Below are 24,233 nucleotides of genomic sequence, written 5' to 3'. Positions count from 1 at the left end.
TATGAGGGCTTGCTTACTTGCTTGGCCCATAACCTGAAATGTCCTTGCGAATTTTCAAACAATTAGGCTGCAAAAGAGTCCCGCCCTGTCTACTCTAAGTTGAACTTAAGAATTATCAATAGACAGGAGTGTGAAATGATTCTGGAGATGGGACATTCTATTGGTCAGCTTTTATTTTCTCCGGTGTATCCACCCACACCGTTTTCTCCTGGAATGGGGTGCGCTTGCCTGTAAGATCAGATACGTCCGGCTCGCCGAGATAAATGAAGCCAAGGACTTTATCCTGCGGACGAAGCCCGAAGTGCTCGTTCATCTTCGTATGATAGCACGGGTCCCCGGTTCTCCAAACAGCGCCAAGGCCCAAGCTGTGAATCTCCAGCAGCATGTTCTGGATCGCGGCGAAGACGGCCCCATATTCCTCAATCTCAACTACGCCTTTCTTGTCACTTGGCGTGACGGCCACGGTGATGATCACCGGCGAGCGAAGCGGTCTGCTCTGCGCGGTCTCCACCGCCTTGCGGGCTTCCTCCGAGTTCGGGTCCTCATATTTCTCAAGCGCAATGTCCGCCATGGCGTTCCCGATAAGCTGCCGCCCTTCCCCTCTATGTACAAAGAATTTCCACGGCTCGGTCAATCTGTGGTTGGGCGCCCACGTACCCGCCTCAAGAATACGCTCAATCGTTTCTACGGGAATATCCTCCTGTTTGACTTTCCCGATACTTCTTCTATTTCGAATCGCTTCAGATACATTCATGCATGTTAACCTCCCATCAAATTTAAAATTCCTAAGGTCATCCATGAACCCTTCCTTAACTTCATACGTATAAGGGTATAGGATTTATTCCGCATACTATCTTATTGTAGCAAAAAATTCCACCCATTTCATACCAGAGCAAGCTGCATCTATTTTTATTCTATATAGAAGGGAACTCGTCCACTTCATGAACAAATGGCTAAAGACCATTCTTTTTCTTCTGGGTTCGGCATTCCTCACCCGTCTTATTCCGTTCTCCTCCTGGTTCAGAACAGTGGACACCATGGTGCATGAGTTGGGGCATGCCATTGTCACCCTCCTGGTATCCGGCCGCGTGATGCGGATTGAGCTCAATGCGGATCACAGCGGTGTTACGTATTCCCTGCTGTCCACCGGCTGGAGCTCCATTCTGGTCTCGCTGGCAGGCTACACCCTAGCCGCCCTGTTCGCCCTGCTGCTCTTCCTCGGTTATCAGCGGAGAAGGCAGGCGGCCGGGCTAATCGGCCTCATGGGAATTGCCCTGCTGATGATGGTGTTTTTTGTGCATAGAGGATTCGGTGTCTGGTGGCTTGGCTTATTTTTGCTGATCAGTGGAATCATCTATTTCCTGGGTCCGGCTGTGCGAAACTTCTATTACCTGCTGCTGGCTTTCCTGTGTCTCGAGGAGTCAGTTATGGGGCCCCTCACGCTGGTTCTTGCTGCGATCCGCAGTCCCGGAGAGGCAGGCGACGCCGCCAATCTGGCACGAATGACCCCGCTGCCCGCCGTGCTTTGGGCTATTCTGTTCCTGATATTCTCCCTGTGGTGCGCCAGCATGTCGCTCCGGCTGTTCTGGAGCAGGCGTCCGGCCCAGCATGGAACTGACAGTTCTACAGCATATGAAAGAGCATGAAGAGAAGTCTCTTTATGCTCTTTTTACGTTTTACACAGAACAAATGTTATACATACATTCCGTTAATAAAACAACACTAGAATAAACGTAAATACGTCGATAATAGTCGATGAAACAGGAATGGAAGGAGTCTTTACATATGTCATCCAAAAAATGGTTCGCCGCTGCTCTAGCCGCCCTTTCGGTCGGAAGCTTTCCCCTGCTCTCCTCGGGAGCTCATGCCGCAGAATTAGAGTATACGGTGAACGGCCAAAGCACAAAAGTAAGCGTCTATGAGGATTGGGATAGCACCAGCGGCACCCTTTCGCTGACCGCCAAGCCCAAACTGACCGGTAAATATACACTGAATCAGCCGGATCTCGCCAAGGGCATCAAGTTCGGCATCGGCTCCTCCCTTACCCATCTTCCGGGGGACCCGGATAATGTGTTTTACACAACCGCCGACCGCGGTCCTAACGGAGAGGTTGACGTCAAAGGCACAACGCGCCGGACGTTCCCGCTGCCTAATTACACACCAACCATCTACAAAATCCAGCTGGACCAAGATCAAATCAAGGTGCTCGAGACCATCCCACTCAAAATCAACGGTAAAGACCCGGTCACAGGCACAAGCCAAATTACCGGGCTGCCTAACCTGAAATCACGGGATGAAGTGCCTTATGATCAGGCCGCTGAGAACGTTATCTCGTACGATCCTTACGGTCTGGATGTGGAAGGTCTCGCCTACAATCCCAAGGATGATACGTTCTGGATCTCGGATGAATACGGTCCATACCTTGTCCAAGTGAAACGCGATGGTACACTCGTGCAGCGTCTCGCTCCCAAAGGAATCAGCGCTGAGCTGAACACACCGGAGCTTCCACTGAAGGACGTGCTGCCAGCTTCCTACCTGAACCGCCGCCAGAACCGCGGAGCTGAAGCCGTAGGGGTTACACCGGACGGCAAGTGGCTGTACATGGCTATGCAGAGCCCGCTCCGCCTTCCCGATAAGAGTGTGGACAATTCGCGCACCCTGCGGATTCTAAAGCTGGACCTGGCCACACTTCAGCCTGTCGCGGAATACGCTTATATTGCGGACGATGCGAAGCAGTTCAAGGATCTGAAGCAGGGAGATATCGTCATCTCCGACCTGAACGTGATCAACGAGAATACTCTGCTGATTGACGAGCGGGACAAGAATGCGGGCGACAAGGCCCAACTGAAGAAAATCTATCAGATCGATCTGTCCAAAGCGACCAATATCCTGGGGCAGTATGACGATACAAGCAAGGCAGGCAAAACATTGGAACAGCTCACACCTGCCGAGTTGATCAAATCTGGCGTTACTCCGGTTAGCAAGAAGACGATTCTGAATGCGGTAGACTTCAAATACCCTAACGAGAAAATCGAAGGGATCTCCCTTGTTGGCGGCAACAAGCTGGTCATTGTTAATGACAATGACTTTGGTGTGGACAAGCCGGACTCCAAGGAGAATGGAACCGACCTGTGGACCTTTGAGCTTCCTTACACGCTGAAGTAAAATAGCTCGGATCACCTTACTAACCAGACTTACGAAAAATGGGCCTGCCCTCCTCATGCGATCATGAAGGGGCAGGCCCATTCTCTGTTCGATGCGGGGAGGTTGGATGAGGGGCCCCCCCGAGGGAGCTCTTTAGCACACGCCACTCAGAAGGCTGCTCCTCTCCCTATTCATAATCGAGCAATCTCACGAGGATACTTCATTCCTAATTCAATGCAAAGACCCTTCAGCTCCACGGTTAGGCGGACGCTAAAGGGTCTTCCCTGTATGTGCATTCCTGTATGAGCTTTCCTGTATGGCTCTCCAGTATGTGCATTACTGTATGAGCTTTACTCTATGCGCATTACTAAATGCCATTAGAGTATATAAATATATGCCGCGGTCTGTCTTTTCCTTACCATGTGCCTGGTGGCACTCCGCGGCACTCTATTTTCCCATGTTCAATGGTCCGTTTCCTGGTGTTCTGACTGCTCATTGCTCTAGTTTCTAGGGACTCAAGCCCTCGTGGTCCAAGCTCTAATGCTCGGCTCCTTCTGCCCGTATTTTGACACCTCAGTCGTATGTCCATTTCCGGTCAACCGCATTACGGTCTCGCAGCAACCTGTGCCCCCACTTCCGCCAACAAATCAGAGGTAAGTACATGAAGTGCTTTAAGATCCAAAGCGTCATTATAAATAGAGGTAATACGGTCGCGGTAGTCCTTAACCGTCTCCAGAAGAGCGATCGCTTCCTTCATGGAGCGGGTGTAGCGGTCTTTAATCTCCGCGATTTCTTCCGCGTACTTCTCATCCGTTCCCTCCGCAATCGCAAGCTTGTAGACGTCGAGGATCGTATCACCTTGCCGGGATGGGAAGTGCTCATGAGGCGCGGTACTGTCGAATATGGCCAGGCTGAGCTGCGGGAAGATCAGCATATCCAAGCTGTTCGGGTCGAAGCCGCAGTGGTAGATTTCCGTGTCGATACCACGATTTTTGGCCTCGGCGGCGATTTTTTTGAAGAGTGTCGATTTTCCTGAGCCTGGGCGTCCTTTTACAAAGATCCGGCTGTTCAGGTCCTGGGTCAAATTCAGGACAAAATCCATCGCTCCCTGCCAGGTAGCTGCTCCAAGAAAACGGTGAATTTCTCTGCCGCTGCCCGAGGCTCCTTCTGCCGAAGCCAGATGCTGCTTGACAAAATCCTCCGCCAACTGATCCGCCTTAGCCCGGTCCAGGTGATCGATATAAAATTTTTCCCACTCATCATGAATCCGGAGCGTCCGGTTGAAGGTATCATACGCCTCCTCATAAGTCAGAGCGATCTGCTTATCCAGCTCGGCCACTTCCTCCGCGAATGGCTCAAGAGCTTCGGCATCCAGCAGCTTCTCCATGTCAATATAGCGGATTTCAGCTCCTTCAAGCACCGCGTCCGCCCCCCAGGCATTGCCGTCCACTACGCCAATCCGCTGCTCCTCCAGAATGATCCCTTCGAGCAGCCTGCTGTCCAGCGGCTGGTGAATATAGTGCAGGATCAGATTTCTGCTGCTCCAAGCCGCAGCCAGTTCTTGAAGCACCCGTGCATTTCCCGCCCCGGTGCGGCCGCCAAGAACATAGATCGTCTGGAGGCCCTCCAGCACCGATTCAAACAACGTATATAATCCAGCAGCTGTATTGCCGCGCGCAAAATAATGCTTTTCCTTGTCCGCCATGTAGTCCAACACACTCCTTTTCGTATAAAAAGAAAATGCTTACACTATAGGCTATGCGCGGCAGCCAGTCTGTGTGTATGCCTATTTTGGAGCGTCATAAAAATTTATAATTTGCAATCACAAACTAGTTACATGCCTCACTTCTCTAAGAACAAAAAACACCCCTCAAAGCCAAAGGCTTCTTTGGAGCACAGTTAATGTTAAGTATAAATTGGAAATATCTCTAGCAGCCGAGAAACCTATTAAATCTCACTTTTCGATGCAAAAATCTATGGCTTTTTGCTGATTTTATACTCCTGCAAAATATTACAGATTCTAACCAGGATATTCAGCCCCTTGTCCGTATCGGTGGGTTCATTGGGCAAACCGAGTCCCCAAGTCTTATATTCACCTTGTTCCGTACGGACAAATCCGGATGCATATGTGTCGTCACCCTTAATCTGGTCTAAGGCAAGTCCGTCTACATAAAACGCTGCTGTTGAAATTTCCTCGGCTCCAATGAAGAAAACAGGGTATTTTATATGTTTCAAAAACTCTTTATTCATAGGCTGTGCTGCCTCTTCAAAATACTCCTTGGAAACGATGAGTCCATCAAACGTTCTGCTGTTCTTTTGATTTAGGTCGTTAAATCCAACGTTCACATAGCTTACACGTGGTATGGCGGGATATTTGCTGTTACCTAAGACCGCTACCGTTAAAGCGATGGTAGGTCCGTTGGGAGTAGTATGCTCCAAATTGGGTTCTTTGTTATTGGTGCAGCTCACCAAGAAAGAAAAGAATAATAATAAGAACAAACAGAAAGTTTTATACATAAAGATATTCCTCCTGTATTCGGAGACCCCTTTTCGATGTAGTACATACACAACCTGTCTTAGACTACTATTAAAAAAACAAGGATTAAAATAGATAGAATTATAAAAGGTCTCTTGTTTTGTCTTTTCTGAGCTATCCAGGTTCCATAAGAAGAGACAACAGCGATACTTGAGAAAAACAAAAAAAATAATATACCCTCTTGTGAAAATAAAAAGGAGAGATTCTCAGTCTTAAAGAAACCTGCAATCAAAGGTACAATATAAACGGGGATGGTTCCAACCAATACAAAAGCTAAAGTTTGCAGCCAAAAGTAGTACTTGTTTATTGAACGTAATATGATTACACATATAAGGTAAAGGAATATGCCCACTGTGAAGAATGCAGGAGCAGTCCATATAATGAATCGCCCCATATCTCTCGTAGTCTCACCATATATAAATCTGAGTGTGAGTAGATAGATTAGTGGTCCTATTAGGTAACTAACGATAGCTACCCAAATATAGAAAAAGTCTGAACGCTTCATTAAAGCATCCCCTTTCAAACAACGCCGAACGGCCCTTCCCCTACTCACAAAGGAAATGTACATCAGGCCGTAAAATTGCGGCTCTCCTGTCCTCAGATGGTTGCTCTCTAAATGTTCTGTTATTTCCTAAAATCTCTTAATAAATTGAAAGAGTGCATAATATATATAAAGAGAAATGCCTCTACTTGGATATCTAGTTCAAGCATTTCAACAGAGGTTGTAAGAATACTCGGTATCGCAGCGCCACAAAGGGTAACCTTCATAAGTTCATTTTATATAGATTCTATAAACTTAATGGATTCCGTCCCCCTACTGCCCCACCCGGCTCCGGTAGCTTCTTGGCGAGATGCCCGTAATTCTCTTGAATACTCTGGAGAAATAGAACGTATCTTTGTAACCGAGCGATTCCCCGATTTCTTTCACAGACAGATCCGTGTTGAGCAGGATGTTCTTGGCCTCCCCGACCTTCAGCTGATGTAGATATTCATTTAAGGGGTAGCCTGTATACTCATGCACGATTCTGCGCAGCGTCGAGACCGAAATATGATGCCTTGCCGCAAGGGCCGCAGGCTCCTGGATAATATGCAAGGAGCTGGCCAGGTCCTCGATCACCTTAATCACGAGGCTGCCCCGGCTCCCTGCATGGGTGCGGTCGCTTTGAGTCGCAAGCTCATACATGAAGGACTCAATCATCAGGGAGGCACGGTCCAGATTGCTCGGCATTCCGCTTTCAATCAGCATAAAGGCCACCTCCATTTTATGAATGAAGGTCTCATCAATGACAGCCTTATTCACGTAAGCCGGATGAGGCAGCCAATTTTCTATCCATTCGGTGAGCCTGGACCCATCCAAGCTATAATAATACTCATCCCAATAACCGCCCTGGTCCGGTCCATAGTTAAACACCGCGCCTGGATACAAGCAGAACCAGCTTCCCGCCTCCACCCGCTGCACCTCACCTTCGTTGACCTGATAAAATCCAGCCCCCGCAGTGATCATCACAAAAGCCCAATTCTCAAATTGGGCATCCCTGCGCTGAGGTGTCCGGCCGGGTAAGTGACCGGCACTTATCACAGTAAGAGACTTCACCTTCCGCTTGCTGGCATCCACAGCCGGATTGAATACCCTAATCGGGTCAGAACTGATCATATAATCCAGATATTTTGTCATCCTGAACATTCTCCCTCGCACAATCAGTGTGCTAAATTGGAATCAATGAATATATAAAACAAATCCGTGCTGCATACATTAGGATTATTGTATCAGAACCCTGCGGACCAAGAAAGGATGTAAGCGCAAACAATGAGTGAACTGAAAATCGGTCTTATCGGCAACGGTTCCATCTCTGAGTGCCACCTGCTCGCCTACCAAGCCAATCCGAAAGTCAAGCTTTGGGCTGTCTGTGACTTGAACGAAGACAGAGCCAAAGAAACAGCCAAGAAATATGATATTCCTCATGTATATACAGATTACAACGAGCTTCTGGCGAACGCCGAGGTTCAGGCGGTAAGCATATGCACCTGGAACAACTCTCACGCGGAGATCAGCATCGCGGCCCTTGAGGCGGGCAAAAATGTGCTTTGTGAGAAGCCGCTGTGCAAGACGGTGGAAGAGGCGCTTAAGGTAGAGGATGCCGTGCGCCGGACCGGAAAAATGCTTCAGGTCGGTTATGTCCGCCGCCACGCTTCCAACATTGCGGTACTCAAAAAATTCATCGATGCCGGAGATCTCGGCCAGATTTATTATGCCAAAGCCAGCATGCTGCGTCGTCTCGGCAATCCAGGCGGCTGGTTCGCCGACAAGGAGCGCTCCGGCGGAGGTCCGCTAATTGATATCGGCGTACATGTCATTGATCTCTGCTGGTATCTCATGGGCAGACCAAAGGTTAAATCCGTCAGCGGCAACACATATAGCAAGCTGGGCAACCGCTCCAACATTGAGAATTATGAGTTCTACCAGGCTGCCGATTACGATGCCTCGTTCAATACGGTAGAGGATATGGCCAATGCACTCGTCAGATTCGAGAACGGAGCCTCTCTGTTGGTGGACGTGAGCTTCTCCCTTCATGCGAAGGAGAACTCGGCCCAAGTGAATATTTACGGGGAAAAAGGCGGCGCCGAAATCGAGCCCGAGCTGCTGATCGTGACCGAGCAGCACAACACCATCATCAATGTGGCCCCGCAGATTACGGAGCCCGGCTTCAATTTCCAAGGCGCCTTTAATAACGAGATCAATCATTTTGTCGACAGCTGTCTGGGCCTCATCACGACCAACAGTCCAGTGGAAGACGGCGTGGAAATGATCAAGATTCTGAACGGAATTTACCAATCCGCAGCAGAGGGCCGGGAAATTCATTTCTAAATCCGGCGGCAATTTCTAAGAGACCCTAATTCTATTTCAACGCAATAAGGAGGCAGGTGCTTAATGAGTTTTACGAACAAAATCGGTGTCATTGTCGACAGCTTTGGCGTGGGCGTTACAGAAGGTCTTAAGAAAGCCAAAGAAGTTGGCGCAGACGGTGTGCAGATCTATGCCGTATCCGGGGAAATGGACCCGGCGGCCCTCAGCCCCGCCAAACGCAAGGAGCTGCGCAGCTATATTGAGGGATTAGGCCTTGAAATCTCCGCGCTGTGCGGGGATCTCGCCGGACACGGCTTTCAGGATGAAGCCGCCAATCCGGAGAAAATCGAGAAATCCAAGCGGATTCTTGATCTGGCTGTGGAGCTTGGAACAAATGTGGTTACCACCCATATCGGAATCGTGCCAGACGACACCAGCAGCCGGATTTACGACTCCATGCAAAGAGCCTGTGAAGAACTCGGTGTTTACGCCAAGAGCATGAACGCCTACTTCGCCATTGAGACCGGCCCGGAGCGCTCTGCTCATCTGAAGAGCTTCCTCGACTCGCTCAGCACCAACGGTGTTTCGGTTAATTTTGACCCAGCCAACATGGTTATGGTCACCGGTGATGATCCGGTTGAGGGTGTAAAGCTGCTTAAAGACTATGTGGTACATACCCATGTGAAGGACGGCAAGCAGCTGCGTCCAGTTGACCCGAGAGATGTATATGGGTTCCTCGGGTATGGAGCCATGAGCCATGAAAAGATTGCGGAAATGGCCGCATCGGGTGCTGCCTTTGAGGAAGTCCCGCTGGGTGAAGGGACGGTAGACTTCCCAGCTTATTTCGCGGCCCTCCAGGAAATCGGCTACAAAGGTTATTTGACCATCGAGCGTGAAGTCGGAGCTAATCCGGAAGAAGACATCCGCAAGGCGGTAGCATTTATCAAGTCATATAAGGGGAAATAGTCATGAAACTGGGAATTAGTTCATACAGCCTGTATCAAGCCTTAGAAGCAGGAGAAATGGATATTTTGGAGATTATGGAATGGGTAGCTGGAATCGGAGCAGAACACATTGAGATTGTTCCGTATGGCTTCACGTTCGAAAACCCGGAGCTGGAAGATCAAATCCGTGAAAAAGCGGCCTCTCTAGGAATCGCGATTTCCAACTATGCTATCGGGGCCAACTTTGTAACAAGCTCCGAGGAAGAATACGAAGTCGAGATCGAGCAGGTCAAGGCTGAGGTGGACCGGGCACACCGGCTTGGCGTCAAGCTCATGCGCCACGATGTCGCTGCACGGACAGATACCTCTATCGCAAGGTTCAATGAAGACTTGGGACGCGTGGCCGCTGCCTGCCAGCGGATTGCCGACCATGCGAAGCAGTACGGCATCACAACCAGTCTAGAGAATCACGGCTACTATGTTCAGGCCAGTGACCGTGTGCAGTCCGTAGTTCATGCCGTAAACCGCCCCAACTTCAAAACCACCCTTGATGTGGGCAATTTCGTGTGTGTGGACGAGAATCCAATTACGGCGGTGAAGAATAACATTCCTTACGCCTCCATGGTTCATGTCAAAGACTTCTATATCCGCCCGGCCTCCCGCAACCCGGGAGAAGGCTGGTTCCGCAGCGTCGGCGGCTCTTACCTTCGCGGGGCCATTGCCGGACAAGGCGATCTGGACCTGTATGAGATTCTCAGGATTGTGAAGAACTCTGGCTATGACGGGTACATCTCCATTGAGTATGAAGGCATGGAGGAATGCCGGAAAGGGACCAAGATCGCTTTTGACAATGTTGCACGGATTTGGAACGAGGTTTGATCAAGATACTAGTAGAGTTGTAGCTTAGTACAGAAGAGCCTTGAGGCCACCTTGAAAATAGGCCAGATCTCCTTCATTATTTAACGGATCAATTGTACGATGACGGGAGCTAGGATAAGATCAGACCATTACATTCGAAACACAATTCATTCTAACGCCAAGACCAATTCAAGCAGGGTGCCCCATAACGGGAGCACCCTTTTTTGGTTACTTATTTATTCTTCCTCAGTGCTGCAAGCTTATCGCCGCACACCCAAAGTCAGAATCTCACATGGACCTGCGAGAACAGACAGCCCATTGGCCACATTGCCTGTAAGCGGCTGACCCGCTTCCTCTAAGATCGTCGTTTTGTAAAAATACTGCTGAGGAATCTTGGAGCTCAGCGTGAGCTCGGACTCGTCTTTGCTCATGTTATACCAACGGAGCAGGAGATCGCCGGTGTCCTGATTCATTTTCAGAGAAGAGAAGGCAAGCTGCGCACTCTCCCACTCAAACGGGGCATATACCGGCTCAACTGGCCCGCCATGCACTTCAGTTTGGACTGCTGTCCACGGAATTTGGAACTGGTATGCCTCCGCGTAAGCTCCTGTACTGAGACCGTCTCCAGAGTGAGGAATCAGCTCCAGCTGGGCGGTATGCTCACCAAGGCACTGTGCTTCCGGTGTCGGGAACAATCCCCAATCCCCAAGCTCGCCTACCGAACGAAGCAGCGTGATGGCAATCGTGTTGCGTCCATCGCGCAGCACCTCATATTCATTCAGGCCAAGATTGGCAACAGTAAGTCCCGCGCCTTCACCGCTGACATCCACAAATGCCTGCTGATGCTGAGTATTGCTCGGATTCTGCCATTCCGGCGCCGGCTCGTTATCCCGCTGGGCAATTTCAAACATCGAATCTACCTGGTGCACGGATGCAGCCACATCGGTTGGGAACAGAGCGCGAATCCGGTGATCTTTGGCCGTATTCTGAATAGTGGTGTCGATCCGCAGACCTTTGCCTCCCCGCTCCAAGCTCAGAACGGTACGAAGGCTAACCGTCACAAGGCTGCGGCTTCGCTTAGCCTTCCGTTCAGGATAATACACCAGCTCCCGCTGCTCCTCATCCAGCTGGGCATCCGCCGACTCCGGTATCGCCCACTCATGCTTGATCTCTACACTTGCACGGTATGGAGTGTTCTCAAGCACCGTCATCTGGGCTTGAAGTCCCTTGGTGGTCAGCGGTGTCTCGCCTTCTGGCTGTTTGTACATATATTCGTTCCCGATATCCCCGGTGTCCTCGTAAATCCCCATATCCGTGAAGGTGCGTCCGCTAAGCTTGTCGTGCAGGCTGAATGAGCCGTCATCCGCAATTTCCACTTTCAGGTTTGCATTCTCCAGAATGCGTCCGCCCTGAAGCAGTGCAGATTCTGGCACAGAAGCTGTGTCAGCCCCCTTCAGGTCCTGCTTTCTTACCCAAGCGTATGCTTTAAGTCCGAGGGCCGGAATTTGTTCCGCTTCAAAAGTCAGACTGACCTTACGGCACATGTACGGCTGGCGGAACTTATCGTCAGGCAGATCATAGCCGAATAACAGGCCCAGATCCTCCACGGAAGCATCCAGCACCCGTCCCTCAGCATCCACCAGCACCCGACCGGATAAATCGACATCCTTCATACGGCGGGCAGTCTCTTCCAAGCCGTGACCATCGCGCAGATAGAGACGGGCGGCATCAATTTCAACACACACAACGCCCGTCCGGCTCCAACCGCTCGTGTTCATCACAACCAACGGAAGTGGGTCCTCCCCATAAGCGGAGAAAACTGTCGTATCCACAGCATCCGCAATGACTTGCTTGCTGTCGTCAACAATGGCCTCGGCGACATGGCGGCTTTTATCAAAGCGCGTCACCATCTCACGGTGCACCTCATCTACACTGCATCCGCAGATGCTGTCGTGCGGGTGGTTCTGCATCAAGGTTTTCCATGCATAGGTGAACAAATGATGCGGATATTCCTTGCCAAGCACATGGGCGAAGGAGGCAAGCGGTTCAGCTACTTTTTCCAGGATAGCCTGGCCTTTCTGATTCATCTGCTTCAGATAGACCCGGGCGGAAGCCGTATTCACCAGCGTTCCCCATCCGTCGTTGCGCTGACTTCTCAGTTCACCTTGTACGGTGGACAGATTGGATTGGTCAACTGCTTCATCCAGCGCCTTCAAATAATCTGGGAAGTTGGAATGAATAAACTCCGTGTCCGGATACAGCTTCCGCGCGGTCTCAATCGCCTCCGGCAGATCCAATTGAACCGGCTGGTGGTCACACCCATTCATATAAAGCAGTTCGCCTGTAGATGCGTATTTCTCCGCATCCGCCAGCTTACGGTCCCAAAACTCGCGGGCTTCCTGTTCATCCACCGGAACTTCATTTCCGTTGGAGTACCAGTTCGCAAACAGAATGCCAAGCACCTTAGAGCCATCCGGCCCTTCCCAGATCAGCTCGGAGAAGGAAGACTCATATTCACCTTCCGATACGGTGTTGTTAAAGCCCGTCGGTTTGACGCCGCGTCCGAAAAAGGCGTTGTTAATGCCAGATTGCTGCATAAGCTGCGGCGTTTGGCCTGTTAGACCAAAGGTGTCCGGGAAATACCCGATTTTGGCTGGCTGCCCGTATCTGGCAGAATCCTGGTGTCCGATCTGCATATTGCGCACATTCGCTTCAGAGCTGGTCAGAAAAGCATCCTGCAAAATGTACCAAGGTCCGATCAGCAACCTTCCGTCTGTAATATGCTTTTGCAGCCGCTGCAGGTTCTCCGGCCGCACCTGAAGGTAATCCTCAAGAATAATCGTCTGTCCGTCCAGGAAAAAGCTCTTGAATTCACTGCCGCTGTCCAGCTTGTCCAGCAACGCATCCATCAACTGGACCAGGCGGACATGGTGCTTCTCGTAAGGCAAATACCATTCCCTGTCCCAGTGGGTATGGGAAATGATATGGGCTTTGCGTTGTTTATGGTTTGGGTCCAAGGTGAAGACCTCCCTCAAATTTGTAATTCGATCCCTCCCAAACCCTCCCTTAGCCAAGGGAGGGCCCCAAGGGCTTCGCCCTCTGGACACCCGAAATGGGAATAATGTGGGCGTTACTGAGGCGGAGCTTATCGGCTTGGGATCGTGGATCGCTTGCCGTCCCTATCGGGACCCGCTTAACTTGCGGTGTTGTTTAGTTACCTGATTCCGTTGGTGGGCGGCGCAGAGTTTGGAGCACCCGGGTAGCTGGCGTGCGGTTAGCCGCTTGCCGCCCCTGCGGGGCCCGCTCTACTGGTGCGCTCCTGCCTGGGGCGTGGGGGCTGCTGCTTAATGCCTCTTGCAGAACATTTGTGCTGGGAGGCGCTCTCCCTGTGGGATTCGCTTGGCTTGAGTGCGTATCCTCGTGAGAGCTGCTTCCCAGCGTTTTACTTCTACTGCGTTTGGGGAGACGCTCTCCCTGTGGGATTCGCTTGGCTTGAGTGCAAATCCTCGTGAGAGCTGCTTCCCAGCGTCTTACTTCTACTGCGTTCGGGGAGACGCTCTCCCTGTGGGATTCGCTTGGCTTGAGTGCGAATCCCCGTGAGAGCTGCTTCCCAGCGTTTTACTTCTACTGCGTTCAAGGAGGCGCTTTCCCTGCGGGATTCGCTTGGCTTGAGTGCGTATCCTCGTGGGGGTTGCTTCCCAGCGTTTTACTTCTACTGCGTTTGGGGAGACGCTCTCCCTCCGGGATTCGCTTGGCTTGAGTGCGAATCCTCGTGGGGGCTGCTTCCGAGCGTCTTACTTCTACTGCGTTCAGGGAGACGCTCTCCCTGCGGGATTCGCTTAGCTTGAGTGCGAATCTTCGTGGGGGCCGCTTCCTAGTGTCTTACTTCTACTGCGTTCGAAGAGGCGCTCTCCCTACGGGATTCGCTTGGCTTGAGTGCGAATCCTCGTGGGGGCCGCTTCCTAGCGTCTTACTTCTACTGCGTTCGGGGAGGCGCTCTCCCTACGGGATTCGCTTGGCTTGAGTGCGAATCCTCGTGGGGGCTGCTTCCTAGCAATTTTATTGAGTTACTTGGATCTTGACCTCATCTGGGCGGTATACGCCCAGCAGTGCACCGCGGGAATCGACCGCGAAGAGGACCGAACGCTCCTGCTCCAGCAGGAACGAATAGGTGCAACCGGTATCCGGGTCCTTCACTTCCACCTCGGTGTCGAGTGCATACTCGGACACGAAGGTGAACAAGGCCCCGTCTGCGTAGCTGAGCTTCCGGCCGTAGATGCCGGGAAGCTCGCCGCCGCGCAGCCATTCCAGGCCGCGGCCTACTCCGGCGGCCTCAGCAGCGAAGCGGTACAGCGCAGCGGTAGTACTGCTGCGCTCGCTAAGCTCCACGGGCAGCGGGCTCCAGATGAGCCGCCCGCCGCCCGTGCCCAGAGGCACGTTCACGACCGAAGCTCCACCGGAGCTTCCCAGCGCTTCGTGAACGGGTGCCTCTGCGGCCACCTCGGCGATCCGCCGGTGGCCGAACGAGACCGGCAGCGCTTGGCCGTCCAGCACAAGCGCTTCCTCCCTGCGCACGTTGCGCAGCTCGTGCGGCCCGAGCAGTCCGCTCAGGCGGCCGGTTGGACGCCAGTAAGCGTCAATGCCTAGCGGGCCCGTGGCGAGCAGCACGGCCCCGGTCTCCTCGGCGATGCGGATCAGCTGATCCATCGCCGCATCGTCGAAGTTGTGCGCGCTCGGCAGCACAACCAGCTTCGCCGGGTTCTGCCGGAGATCATCCAGATGATACTCCGAGACTCCGCGGAATGGAATTTTCAGCCTATAGGCCAAGATTCGGGTCAGCTTGGTCGTCGCATCGAACGCCAGCTTCCGGTTGGAGAAATCATTGGAGTAAGGAAAGACCACTGCGGCTTCTTCCAACCTGCGGTCTTTGAACACATCCCGTATGCCTTCAATGAACTGACCGAAGTCATAGGACACATCTGCCTCCGGCTTCTCTGTCCCGTCTGCCCGGAGTGCTCCAATGTGAGACTCATTAGCGTTATCCATGTAGAAATTCGTGTTCCATATCCAATGAATGGCTCCTGCTCCCCCAGTAGACAGCGCGTACGTATATTTCCGCTCCAGCAGGCTCCGAAGCTCCTGTTCGCTTCGCTTCGCCCGTCCGTCTGGAGTCTCTACGTACATGATCCCGGTCTCCTGAACCAGGTTCGGCTTGTTTGCCGTTTTAGCGAAGATGCCATCCCACAGCAGATAATCATTCAGCCACCAGGAGTGGACCGTAGTGTAGTCCACCGCCTCCTCATAGAAGAATGGGGATGGGCGCTGGGCGCCCAGCGCCTCATCCTGCCCGACGGTCACCATATGGCCTGGGCACAGCTCCTTAATCGTACTGTACAGCTGTTTCGCCCAGCGGTTATGCATTTCCATGGAGAACAGACAGTAGTCAAGCCAGCGTGTGCCTTTCTTTGCCTTATGCATATCCTGCACATTAAAGTTAATCTCGGCACTCTCCGGAATTTGAGCTGACTGGAAGTCAGGCAGCTGCTCCGGTGTCATATTCCAGCGCTCCTGAAGCACCTCAATCCGGCCGTGCCGGTCTTGAAGCCAGTCCTGATAAGCCTTCTGCTCGAACCGGTCATGACAAGAGCTTGGCCCGTCCGAGAAGATCCGGACGGGATCGAACATCGAGGGTTCATTAATAAGATCCCAATCTACATTTGTTGTGTGCGTATGACGCGATACGATGGAGCGGATAAACCGCTTCTGCGCCTCTACGCTTTGAGGGTCAAGGTACGGATTGACCCCTTCCCAGGTTTCCGGGGTAAAGGAGAAAAAGGTGAAGGTCACCTGTAAATCATGTTTTTTCGCCGTCATAATGAACGCGTCAATCGCGCGCAGCACGTCCTCTGAGACATGCCCATCCACCTGCATCATGTTCCGGTAAGCGGTCCAGATCCCGGTCCGGATCCAATTGATGCCGGCTTTACGCATCTGCGCCATATCCTGATCCCACACCTGTGGATTCGGGAGGAAAAGGAACTTCCGCGCCACATCACTGGTCATGTAGGTCATGCCCACAACCGGCAGGGGGCGTCCGTCTTTGATGAAATAGTCCCGGCCGCTGGTTACAGGCTCACCTTCGGCAAGCAGCTCAGGTGCATGGCCCCAGAAGCCCTGCCGAAGAATCCGCACCTCTCCAGATGTGGATTCAGCCCGGCATTCCACCCGGTAGAATCCGCTCTCAATATCCATTGGGATGGGAAGCCGCACCTGGCGGAATTCCTCATCCGCGGTAAGCTGAGTATGCCCCGACCAGGTTAGAGCCGGGCTGCTCTCGTGCTGCACGGTGATGTCGAACTTCCATACTTCCGGCCCTGCTCCAGCTGAAGCCGCATCCGAATTGACCTGGATGTCATTGGCAGTTCCGGCCTCCTGGGCAAGAGATTCTTGATCCGAATTATTCGTTCTCTGATGTGCTCTGTAAGTCTCTGCCCCCCTCACTTCTTCAACAGCCTGTAGACTCCGGACAGCCTGAATCTGAAGGGCAAGCACGGCCCGTTCCCCCGGCTCGTAGGAGGCATAGTTTGGCTTAATCCACATTTCGGTGACGCCCTTGGCCGTGAAGGAAATCCATTTGGCTAACGCCTTCACGCCTCCCTGGGCCCAGAACGCATCCTCCAAAGGAACGTTGACAAACAGCCAGCGCGAACCGGCGAATCCGCCAAGTGTGTTCTCCCACAGTACGGCAGGAGCAGCGGTCTCCCGTTTGTCCTTCGTCAGACCCTTAAGCAGCGGATAAATCCGTGTGCTCATGGGTCCGGACGAGCCCATCTGATGCGGCAGATCGCTGGTCTTGGTCGTATGCGGCACCAAATTCCAAGTATTCGCTGTTGGACGGAACAGCGGCTCCAGCCCCTCAAACAAAGGAATTGTATCCAGTGACTTAAGGGATTGAACCCGTGCACTGTCAACCTGAAGTGCTTCGTGGATGTACAGCTCTTGATGGTAGGCTGTCTGTTCCGGTTCAACAACCCAAGCCCCCTGCTCTCTTCTAACCGGATGCTTGAACGGGGCACCCCCGATGCTGATCAGATTGCCGCCTCTTCTTAAATATTGGATAATTCCCGGCCAAGCCGACTTCGGGAAATACGGGGCATGCAGGTTCACCAGGCATCCGCCTTCAAGCCCGTGAAGAGCTTCAGCCAGCCCCTCCGCATGAACCAACGTGCCCAAATTCTTTAACTCCTGGATAGCTGAGTCATCTCCTTGGACAGCCTCCCCACTTCCGCTTAGGCCAGCCGGCAGACTGGCTCCGGGGAATCCCGGGTCGCAAAGAATGATGATATCTTGTCTCATAGAATCTCTTCCTTCATCGCGGTATAGACGAGCTGGGAGAACAGACTGTTGGACCAGGCGAACCATTTGCGTGTGAAAATCGTTGGATCATCCGCGTGGAAGCCCTCATGCATAAAGCCGGTATCCGCATCCGTTGCCTCCAGAGTCGCAATCATCTCCAGCTTCTCTTCCTTGCTGCTCGCCGTCAGGCCCTGCATCGACAACGCCATGTGCCAGATGTAGTCCTTAGGGGTATGCGGGCTTCCGATTCCCTTAGCCACCTTGCCCTCGAAATAGAACGGGTTCTCTTTGCTAAGCGCAAAACGTCTTGTATTCTGATAAATTTCATCCTCAGCGCCTACATATCCTAAATAAGGGATAGACATCAATCCTGGTGTGCCTGCGTCATCCATCAGGCAGTAATTCCCGAAGCCGTCAGTCTCATAAGCATAGATCGGTCCGAACTTCGGATGACGGTAAATACCGTACAGCTTGATGCCATGATCCACATCCGCTTCGAGCGCTTTAAGCTCTGCCAGGAAGCCAAGATCACGGTATACCCATTCCGCGAACTCCTGCATCTGACGCAGAGTCACCACAGCAAACATGTTCGCCGGAACATTGTAATGGAAGTCGCAGGCGTCGTCACTGGATCTAAAGCCGGACCAGATCATTCCGGTGTAGTTCACCGGCATACCCATCCCGTTGTTGCGGATGGAATCCTCTGGAATGCCGTTGTTGCGTGTAAACCGGTAAGGAGACAGCTCGAAATGGCGCTGCTCGGTTTTGAACAGATCATAGATGGTCTGCATCGCCTGTCTGAATTCCAGATCAAAGATATCGGTAATTCCAGTTTCCTTCCAGTATTTATAAGCCAGGCGCATAGAGAAGCACAGGGAGTCCAGTTCGAACTTCCGCTCCCATACCCATGGCGACATTTCCGTAATATCCACTTTGCTCCAGTGCCAGTCATTCGCCAGCTCGTTAAAAGCATTCGCGTACGGATCAATCAGGATATACTTGACGTGACGCTTGATCAGTCCGCCAATAATACGCTGGAGGTCTTTATCTTCTTTGGCAAAAGGAATATAGTGAATCACCTGCTCCACCGAATCTCTGAGCCAGGACGCCGGGATGTCCCCGGTAATGACAAAGGTCGTTCCGTCATCGAGCAGTTTAGTAGTAGTCTCCAATGTATTTGGGAAGCAGTTCTTGAACAGCTGCAGCAGCTTCGGCCGGTGCTTCAGCTTCTCTTCCGCTTCGGCCAGCACATCCTGAATAGCCTTGGGCAGAGTAAGCTCCGGCATTGCGATCTTCGGTAATCTGAATTGTTCCATATGATCTTCACTCCTTGGGGGACTGTTGTTTGACATAAATAGACTTATCCTTACTCTAATGGATGAAAGCATTTTCAAACAGACAAAAAAACTAATATGACATGGACAAATCAAAGAACCTTATGAAGCAAAAGCATGGCACATACGCAAGAGTATAATTGTAAGCTGGTCTTAAGGCGGGGTTCTGTCAATAATCGGGTTCTATTAATAATTTGGAAGGAAAGGGAAAAGTGCTATAATTTAAAATGGAACACGGTCACAGATTAGCCCTGTAATAACCATTTGAATTCATATGGAGGATGATCCTAAGAATGCAGACAAGAACTTTAGGCAAAACAGGCTTGCAAGTTTCCGCTTTAGGTTTGGGTTGTATGGGCATGTCGGACTTCTATAGTGGACGGGATGATGAAGAGTCCATTCACACGATCCACCACGCACTTGAGCAGGGGCTAACCTTTCTGGACACAGCTGATATGTACGGGGTCGGCCGAAATGAGGAGCTGGTCGGACGGGCTGTTAAAGGCCGCCGGGATCAAGTTGTTCTAGCTACCAAGTTTGGCAATGTCCGGGCGGCTGACGGGACTATGCTCGGGATTAACGGGCGGCCTGAGTATGTCAGACAAGCCTGTGAAGCCAGTCTGAAGCGGCTCGGTGTGGACCATATCGATTTATATTACCAGCACCGCGTGGACCCGAATACGCCGATTGAGGAAACTGTGGGTGCAATGGCCGATCTGGTGAAGGAAGGGAAAGTTCGCTATTTAGGATTATCCGAGGCCTCCGTGAAAACAATCCGCAAAGCGAATGCAGTTCATCCCATTACCGCGCTTCAAACCGAATATTCACTATGGAGCCGTGATGTCGAGGATGAGATCTTGCCGGTATGCCGTGAACTTGGTATTGGATTCGTGCCTTACAGCCCGCTTGGGAGAGGATTTCTTACGGGTCAAATCAAGCGTTTTGAAGATTTGTCGGAGGATGATTATCGTAGAAATTCACCTCGCTTCCAAGGCGAGAACTTTAAGAAAAATTTAGAGCTGGTGGAGCGAATCCGGGAGATTGCCACGGAGAAAGGCTGCCAGCCATCCCAGCTCGCGCTTGCCTGGCTGCTGGCCCAGGGAGACGATATTGTTCCCATCCCCGGCACCAAGCGCAGAACAAATTTGGATGAAAATATCGGTGCGCTCCGAATTGTGTTGACCGATGAGGATAAAGCAAGAATCGAAGACGTGGCCCCACGGGGAGCTGCAGCAGGCCAGCGGTATCCTGAAGCATCGATGAAAAGCTTGGATCGCTGAACCCAAGGCGAGTTAACCGTCCGAGGGGGAAAATGAGGTCGAGAAGTTCCGCCCTACTAGATACTAGCTCCAGTGTGTGCTGTCAGCTTAGAATTACCGGAGTGTTTTGGCGATTGGGATATGATTGAGCTGAATTTCAATTGGATTGTATTTACTTATAACAAGTGCCCCAGCCAGGGATAACAGCTATCCCGGGCCGGGGCACTTTAGGTGAATTCAAGAAATTAACTATCGGGCTATCGCAGTCCTTGATCCATTTAAACATTAGAGCATCTAAGCAAACCACGTCGAAAGTTCAGTCCGCACTGCCCTTCTTCCGTATGCGGTGACCCAAATGACCTTAACAGATTTGAATTAAAGGGTACTAACCGAAGGACGAATTAATACCGCTGAAGCAGGACTTCCGCTTCATCCTCATTCACCGGCTTGCTCAGAAAATAACCTTGAATCAAATCGCAGCCGCTATCTTTTAAATACGAGAGCTGCTTGTAGGATTCCACGCCTTCAGCAACGACTTCAAGACCCATCTTATGCCCGATCGCAATGATCGCTTCGGTTAAAGAACGGTTCTTGTTCTCCTCCGGCAGGTTATCGATGAATGCCTTGTCAATCTTGAGTGTGGAGATGGGTAACTGCTTCAAATAGCTGAGTGAAGAATAGCCGGTTCCGAAATCGTCCAAGGCAATCCGCACCCCAAGGGACCTGAGAATCTCCAGCTTATCGATAATCGGCTCATACGACTCCATAAAGATGGACTCCGTAATCTCCAGCTCTAAAAACTGCGGAGCAAGCCCCGTATCCTCCAGGATATCCAGTACCGTAGTGACGAACTCTTCTTGAACCAGCTGGATTACCGAAATATTCACGGATATCCGGCATTCCGGGTAGCCTTTATCATGCATCGCCTTCATGAAAGCACACGCCGTAATCAAGGCCCACTCCCCGATCGGGATGATTACCCTGCTGTCCTCAGCCACCGGAATAAACAGCCCCGGCGGCACCTTGCCCAGCTCCCGATTATGCCAGCGGAGCAGAGCCTCGAAGCCGTCAATCTGGCCGGTGACCATGTTCATCTGCGGCTGATACTGGAGGATGAATTCATCATGGTCCAGAGCATTCCGTAGATGTTTGTCAATGTTCATCCGCTCCAAAAGCGCCGATTGCATGGTTTTGTCATACATGGTACACAGGCCTTTGCCGGCTTTCTTCGACCTATACATGGCCACATCCGCATTTTTCAGCAGCTCCTCCGTATCCTGCCCATCTTCAGGGTAACAGGCTACGCCAATGCTGACCGACGCATACAGGTTGCTGGAGTTAATCCGGATCGGCTGTTTGAATTTGCGGATCACATTCTCGGCGATTCCGAGCACAGCGCTCCGGCTCTCGAGCCCCTTAAGAAAATATACAAATTCGTCCCCGCCCAGCCGGAACAAGATTCCCTCGGCTGGCAGCAGTGAGGCCAGTCTTTGACTGACCTTCCGGATCAGCTTGTCTCCGGATTTGTGCCCCAGCGTGTCATTGATGAATTTGAAGTTATCCATATCAATGAAGAATACAGCCGCTTCCCCCTCCGGGCTTCTGAAGAAACGGTCCAGCTCTTCCAGCATAAACAGCCTGTTCGGCAGACCACTTAAGGAATCATAATAGGCCAGGGTGTGAAGCTCCTCATGAACCTGCTTCATCCGGTGAATATCCGTATTTGAACCCGCCAGACGATAGACTTGGCCCTGTTCATTGAACAACGCCTTGCCCCGCCCAAGATACCAATTATAAATACCATTATCCTGCCTTAAGCGGTATTCAACTTGAAAATGCTCTGTGCGCTGTCTGATATGCCTGAGTGCGGCAGACCTTACCCTGCCCCGGTCCTCCGGATGAATCTTCTGAAACAGCAGCTGCATATTCATTTCAGGCCGGTCGGCAAATCCAAGCATTTCCTTAAGACGTTGGGATAGATACAGATGCCCTTTCTCGTAGTCCATCTCCCATATTCCGTCATTCACGGCGTCGACAATCAGCCGATAGTTTTCTTCACTAGATTTCAGCTCATTGTAGCTCTGCGTGAGCCGAAGCTCGTAATTCTTCTTCTCCGTGATATCGACCATGGAGCCTGCGAACCTCAGAATACGGCCGTCCGATTGTCTAATGGCTTTGCCCCGCACTTCAAACCAAATGTAATCCCCATTTTTCTTACGCATGCGGTACTCAGTCTTATAGAACGGGGTCAACCCCTTCAAGTGCTCATCCCTGGCCTTCACCACCTTGGGGGCATCCTCCGGATGGATCAGATCCCACCATTTGTCCTGATGTCCGCTAACCTCCCCGGGAGCATAACCCATCCGTTCATACCAGCTCTCCGAGACATAATAATGCCCAAACGGGTCGACGGTATCCCAAATCACGGCATCCGATCCCAGCGCGGCCGCTTCAAAGCGCTTCTCATTAAAGTGCAGACGGCGCAAATAATATCGCAGCACGAGGAAACCAATAGCCAAGAGCAGGACAAACGCGGCTCCGGATAATGCGGCAGGGCCAGCCCAGTCCATAATTGCCCCTCCTTTAAGCCAGTATGCTGTCTACGGAAAACCTGAGTAGATTAGCTTAGGTATTGTCCATCTTACTTACTAAAAAGTTCTAAATATAAGTATAACAAATAAACCCTAGCGGGTTTGATTTCTAAATCAGAAATGTGAAAATAAAAGAGTCACTACTCCTTGTGAAAAGAGGTTGATAAGAACCACCGGCCCCGGCTTCAGGAACGGCAGACTTCGAACAGCAAAAGACGGGCTTGTAACCCGCCCGCCTCAGTCTCATTTATTTAAGTTAAACCTGCTCAGGGAGAACAATCCGATATCATGCCGGGTTGTTCCCGTCTCGGCCAGATCGGCCAGGATCTCTCCCACCACACTCGAAAATTTGAAGCCATGTCCAGAGAAGCCTCCGGCAATCCAGACATGGGAATATCCATCATAGCGGTCGATAATGAAGTCCTCGTCCGGAGTCCGTTCGTACTTACAGACCACGCCCCGCTTTAAGGCACCTGCCGCACCGGGGATGTAAGCCTCCAGGGCTTTTCTCAAATCGCCCTCATCTTCTGGATCACTGCCGAACGGCAGATAAGGCTCTCCCGGGCTCCAGACCTTTCCCCCGTCATGGCGTCCGATTTTGAGACCAGCCCCGGCAATATTCGGGAACCCATAATAGCCTCCCTCCGGGGTGTTCAGGGTGAAGCCGGGAAATCTTCCCACGTCAAACTGTGCTCCAGCGGTCCCGAACCAGCCCACCGTCTTGCGGACAGGTGTAATTGGCAGGGTTACATAGGGCTCCAGCGTCTGAAACCATGCTCCTGCACTAAGAATAACCTTGGCTGCATGAAATATACCCATCTTATCGGTATGTACGGATACGCCTTCGCCCCGCTCTTCCAGCCTTACCACCCGGGTATTGGCCAAGAGCTCAGCCCCTGCTTCCCCGGCCGCCATGCGGTACGCCGACACACAGCGCTCGCTAAGCAGATAGCCCGCGTCCGGCTCATACAGCCCCATATAATCCTCGGGTACCGTAAAACCCGGCCAGCGCTTGTGGATTTCTACCGCATCCAGATGCTCGATCCGCAGACCGAGCCGCAGAGAATCCTCAAGCCGTTCCCTGTACGAGATCACCTGTGGGGAGCTTAGATTTATCACCCCGGAAGTGACCAGCAGGGTATCTCCGCTCTCCTCCTCCAGCTCATTCCACAGCTCGTGAGCCCGGATCGCCAGAGCTATGTAAGACGGCCCGCCGTGATAGGCATGCCGGATGAGACGAGTATCACCGTGGTGGCTCCCTTCCTTATGAGGAGGGTCAAAGGCGTCAATCAGCAGGGTGCGTATCCCCCGCCTGGCCAGATGAGCCCCGGCACTCATACCCATGGAGCCCGCGCCGACCACAATG

At 51.9% G+C, this 24,233-nt stretch carries 15 protein-coding genes; 6 read left to right on the top strand and 9 right to left on the bottom strand.

The window, feature by feature from the left end; all coding sequences use genetic code 11:
• Positions 1–157 precede the first annotated feature (157 nt).
• Entirely contained in the window at positions 158–754 is a 597-nt protein-coding gene (locus BN6628_RS02150) for a nitroreductase family protein (RefSeq protein WP_068613601.1), read from the bottom strand.
• A gap of 187 nt (positions 755–941) precedes the next feature.
• Here BN6628_RS02150 and BN6628_RS02145 point away from each other — a divergent pair, with 187 nt between their 5' ends.
• Positions 942–1,646 (top strand): M50 family metallopeptidase, encoded by a 705-nt coding sequence (locus BN6628_RS02145; RefSeq protein ID WP_068613597.1) that lies wholly within the window; start codon positions 942–944, stop codon positions 1,644–1,646.
• A 139-nt stretch (positions 1,647–1,785) separates the two neighbouring features.
• Positions 1,786–3,165, top strand: coding sequence for an esterase-like activity of phytase family protein (locus BN6628_RS02140; RefSeq protein ID WP_068613594.1), 1,380 nt, complete (start codon positions 1,786–1,788; stop codon positions 3,163–3,165).
• 583 nt (positions 3,166–3,748) lie between these two features.
• On the opposite strand, the gene BN6628_RS02135 is transcribed toward BN6628_RS02140, so the two are convergent.
• The 3 genes from BN6628_RS02135 to BN6628_RS02120 all read right to left on the bottom strand — a co-directional run bounded on the left by BN6628_RS02135 (position 3,749) and on the right by BN6628_RS02120 (position 7,355).
• Positions 3,749–4,849 carry a hypothetical protein gene (locus BN6628_RS02135; protein WP_068613591.1) on the bottom strand — a complete coding sequence of 367 codons (1,101 nt, stop codon included), beginning with the start codon at positions 4,847–4,849 and terminating at the stop codon, positions 3,749–3,751.
• A gap of 269 nt (positions 4,850–5,118) precedes the next feature.
• Complete coding sequence (locus tag BN6628_RS02130) at positions 5,119–5,661, bottom strand: hypothetical protein (RefSeq protein ID WP_068613588.1); 543 nt, start codon at positions 5,659–5,661, stop codon at positions 5,119–5,121.
• Positions 5,662–6,494: 833 nt separating this feature from the next.
• Positions 6,495–7,355: a helix-turn-helix domain-containing protein gene (locus BN6628_RS02120; protein ID WP_068613582.1), complete on the bottom strand. Its 861-nt coding sequence runs from the start codon at positions 7,353–7,355 to the stop codon at positions 6,495–6,497.
• A 132-nt stretch (positions 7,356–7,487) separates the two neighbouring features.
• Between BN6628_RS02120 and BN6628_RS02115 the strand changes: the two genes are divergently transcribed.
• The 3 genes from BN6628_RS02115 (at position 7,488) to BN6628_RS02105 (ending at position 10,348) form a co-directional block, all read left to right on the top strand.
• A complete protein-coding gene (locus tag BN6628_RS02115; RefSeq protein ID WP_068613579.1) occupies positions 7,488–8,546 on the top strand; it encodes a Gfo/Idh/MocA family protein in 1,059 nt (352 codons plus the stop codon).
• A 63-nt stretch (positions 8,547–8,609) separates the two neighbouring features.
• Positions 8,610–9,491, top strand: coding sequence for a sugar phosphate isomerase/epimerase family protein (locus BN6628_RS02110; protein WP_068613577.1), 882 nt, complete (start codon positions 8,610–8,612; stop codon positions 9,489–9,491).
• Between the two features lie 2 nt (positions 9,492–9,493).
• Positions 9,494–10,348: a sugar phosphate isomerase/epimerase family protein gene (locus BN6628_RS02105; RefSeq protein ID WP_068613574.1), complete on the top strand. Its 855-nt coding sequence runs from the start codon at positions 9,494–9,496 to the stop codon at positions 10,346–10,348.
• 239 nt (positions 10,349–10,587) lie between these two features.
• On the opposite strand, the gene BN6628_RS02100 is transcribed toward BN6628_RS02105, so the two are convergent.
• The 3 genes from BN6628_RS02100 to BN6628_RS02090 all read right to left on the bottom strand — a co-directional run bounded on the left by BN6628_RS02100 (position 10,588) and on the right by BN6628_RS02090 (position 18,999).
• Positions 10,588–13,344: an alpha-mannosidase gene (locus BN6628_RS02100; protein ID WP_068613571.1), complete on the bottom strand. Its 2,757-nt coding sequence runs from the start codon at positions 13,342–13,344 to the stop codon at positions 10,588–10,590.
• 1,042 nt (positions 13,345–14,386) lie between these two features.
• A complete protein-coding gene (locus tag BN6628_RS02095) occupies positions 14,387–17,683 on the bottom strand; it encodes an alpha-amylase family protein (protein WP_082926750.1) in 3,297 nt (1,098 codons plus the stop codon).
• Positions 17,680–18,999: a glycoside hydrolase family 125 protein gene (locus BN6628_RS02090; protein WP_068613568.1), complete on the bottom strand. Its 1,320-nt coding sequence runs from the start codon at positions 18,997–18,999 to the stop codon at positions 17,680–17,682. The genes BN6628_RS02095 and BN6628_RS02090 overlap by 4 nt, the downstream gene beginning before the upstream one ends.
• 311 nt (positions 19,000–19,310) lie before the next feature.
• Between BN6628_RS02090 and BN6628_RS02085 the strand changes: the two genes are divergently transcribed.
• A complete protein-coding gene (locus BN6628_RS02085) occupies positions 19,311–20,297 on the top strand; it encodes an aldo/keto reductase (RefSeq protein ID WP_068613565.1) in 987 nt (328 codons plus the stop codon).
• A 380-nt stretch (positions 20,298–20,677) separates the two neighbouring features.
• Here BN6628_RS02085 and BN6628_RS02080 read toward each other — a convergent pair whose 3' ends face one another.
• Together BN6628_RS02080 and solA are read right to left on the bottom strand one after the other, a co-directional pair.
• A complete protein-coding gene (locus BN6628_RS02080; protein WP_068613562.1) occupies positions 20,678–22,846 on the bottom strand; it encodes a sensor domain-containing protein in 2,169 nt (722 codons plus the stop codon).
• Positions 22,847–23,110: 264 nt separating this feature from the next.
• The gene (gene solA, locus BN6628_RS02075) at positions 23,111–24,229 is read right to left on the bottom strand and encodes an N-methyl-L-tryptophan oxidase (RefSeq protein ID WP_262363140.1); all 1,119 of its coding nucleotides are present in this window, start codon (positions 24,227–24,229) and stop codon (positions 23,111–23,113) included.
• Positions 24,230–24,233: the final 4 nt, after the last annotated feature.

The organism is Paenibacillus tuaregi, from assembly GCF_900086655.1.
Taxonomy (GTDB): Bacteria; Bacillota; Bacilli; order Paenibacillales; family Paenibacillaceae; genus Fontibacillus; species Fontibacillus tuaregi.
Note: the sequence above shows the minus strand (reverse complement) of the source record. Positions and strands in the feature narration are given on the sequence as shown.

Bases quoted from the DNA above. Each gene is read 5' to 3' on its own strand.
- BN6628_RS02150 (WP_068613601.1), bottom strand. From the start codon at position 754: ATGAATGTATCTGAAGCGATTCGAAATAGAAGAAGTATCGGGAAAGTC.
- BN6628_RS02130 (WP_068613588.1), bottom strand. From the start codon at position 5,661: ATGTATAAAACTTTCTGTTTGTTCTTATTATTATTCTTTTCTTTCTTG.
- BN6628_RS02085 (WP_068613565.1), top strand. From the start codon at position 19,311: ATGCAGACAAGAACTTTAGGCAAAACAGGCTTGCAAGTTTCCGCTTTA.
- BN6628_RS02090 (WP_068613568.1), bottom strand. From the start codon at position 18,999: ATGGAACAATTCAGATTACCGAAGATCGCAATGCCGGAGCTTACTCTG.
- BN6628_RS02135 (WP_068613591.1), bottom strand. From the start codon at position 4,849: ATGGCGGACAAGGAAAAGCATTATTTTGCGCGCGGCAATACAGCTGCT.
- BN6628_RS02145 (WP_068613597.1), top strand. From the start codon at position 942: ATGAACAAATGGCTAAAGACCATTCTTTTTCTTCTGGGTTCGGCATTC.
- BN6628_RS02140 (WP_068613594.1), top strand. From the start codon at position 1,786: ATGTCATCCAAAAAATGGTTCGCCGCTGCTCTAGCCGCCCTTTCGGTC.
- BN6628_RS02095 (WP_082926750.1), bottom strand. From the start codon at position 17,683: ATGAGACAAGATATCATCATTCTTTGCGACCCGGGATTCCCCGGAGCC.
- BN6628_RS02110 (WP_068613577.1), top strand. From the start codon at position 8,610: ATGAGTTTTACGAACAAAATCGGTGTCATTGTCGACAGCTTTGGCGTG.
- BN6628_RS02105 (WP_068613574.1), top strand. From the start codon at position 9,494: ATGAAACTGGGAATTAGTTCATACAGCCTGTATCAAGCCTTAGAAGCA.
- BN6628_RS02080 (WP_068613562.1), bottom strand. From the start codon at position 22,846: ATGGACTGGGCTGGCCCTGCCGCATTATCCGGAGCCGCGTTTGTCCTG.
- BN6628_RS02115 (WP_068613579.1), top strand. From the start codon at position 7,488: ATGAGTGAACTGAAAATCGGTCTTATCGGCAACGGTTCCATCTCTGAG.
- BN6628_RS02120 (WP_068613582.1), bottom strand. From the start codon at position 7,355: ATGACAAAATATCTGGATTATATGATCAGTTCTGACCCGATTAGGGTA.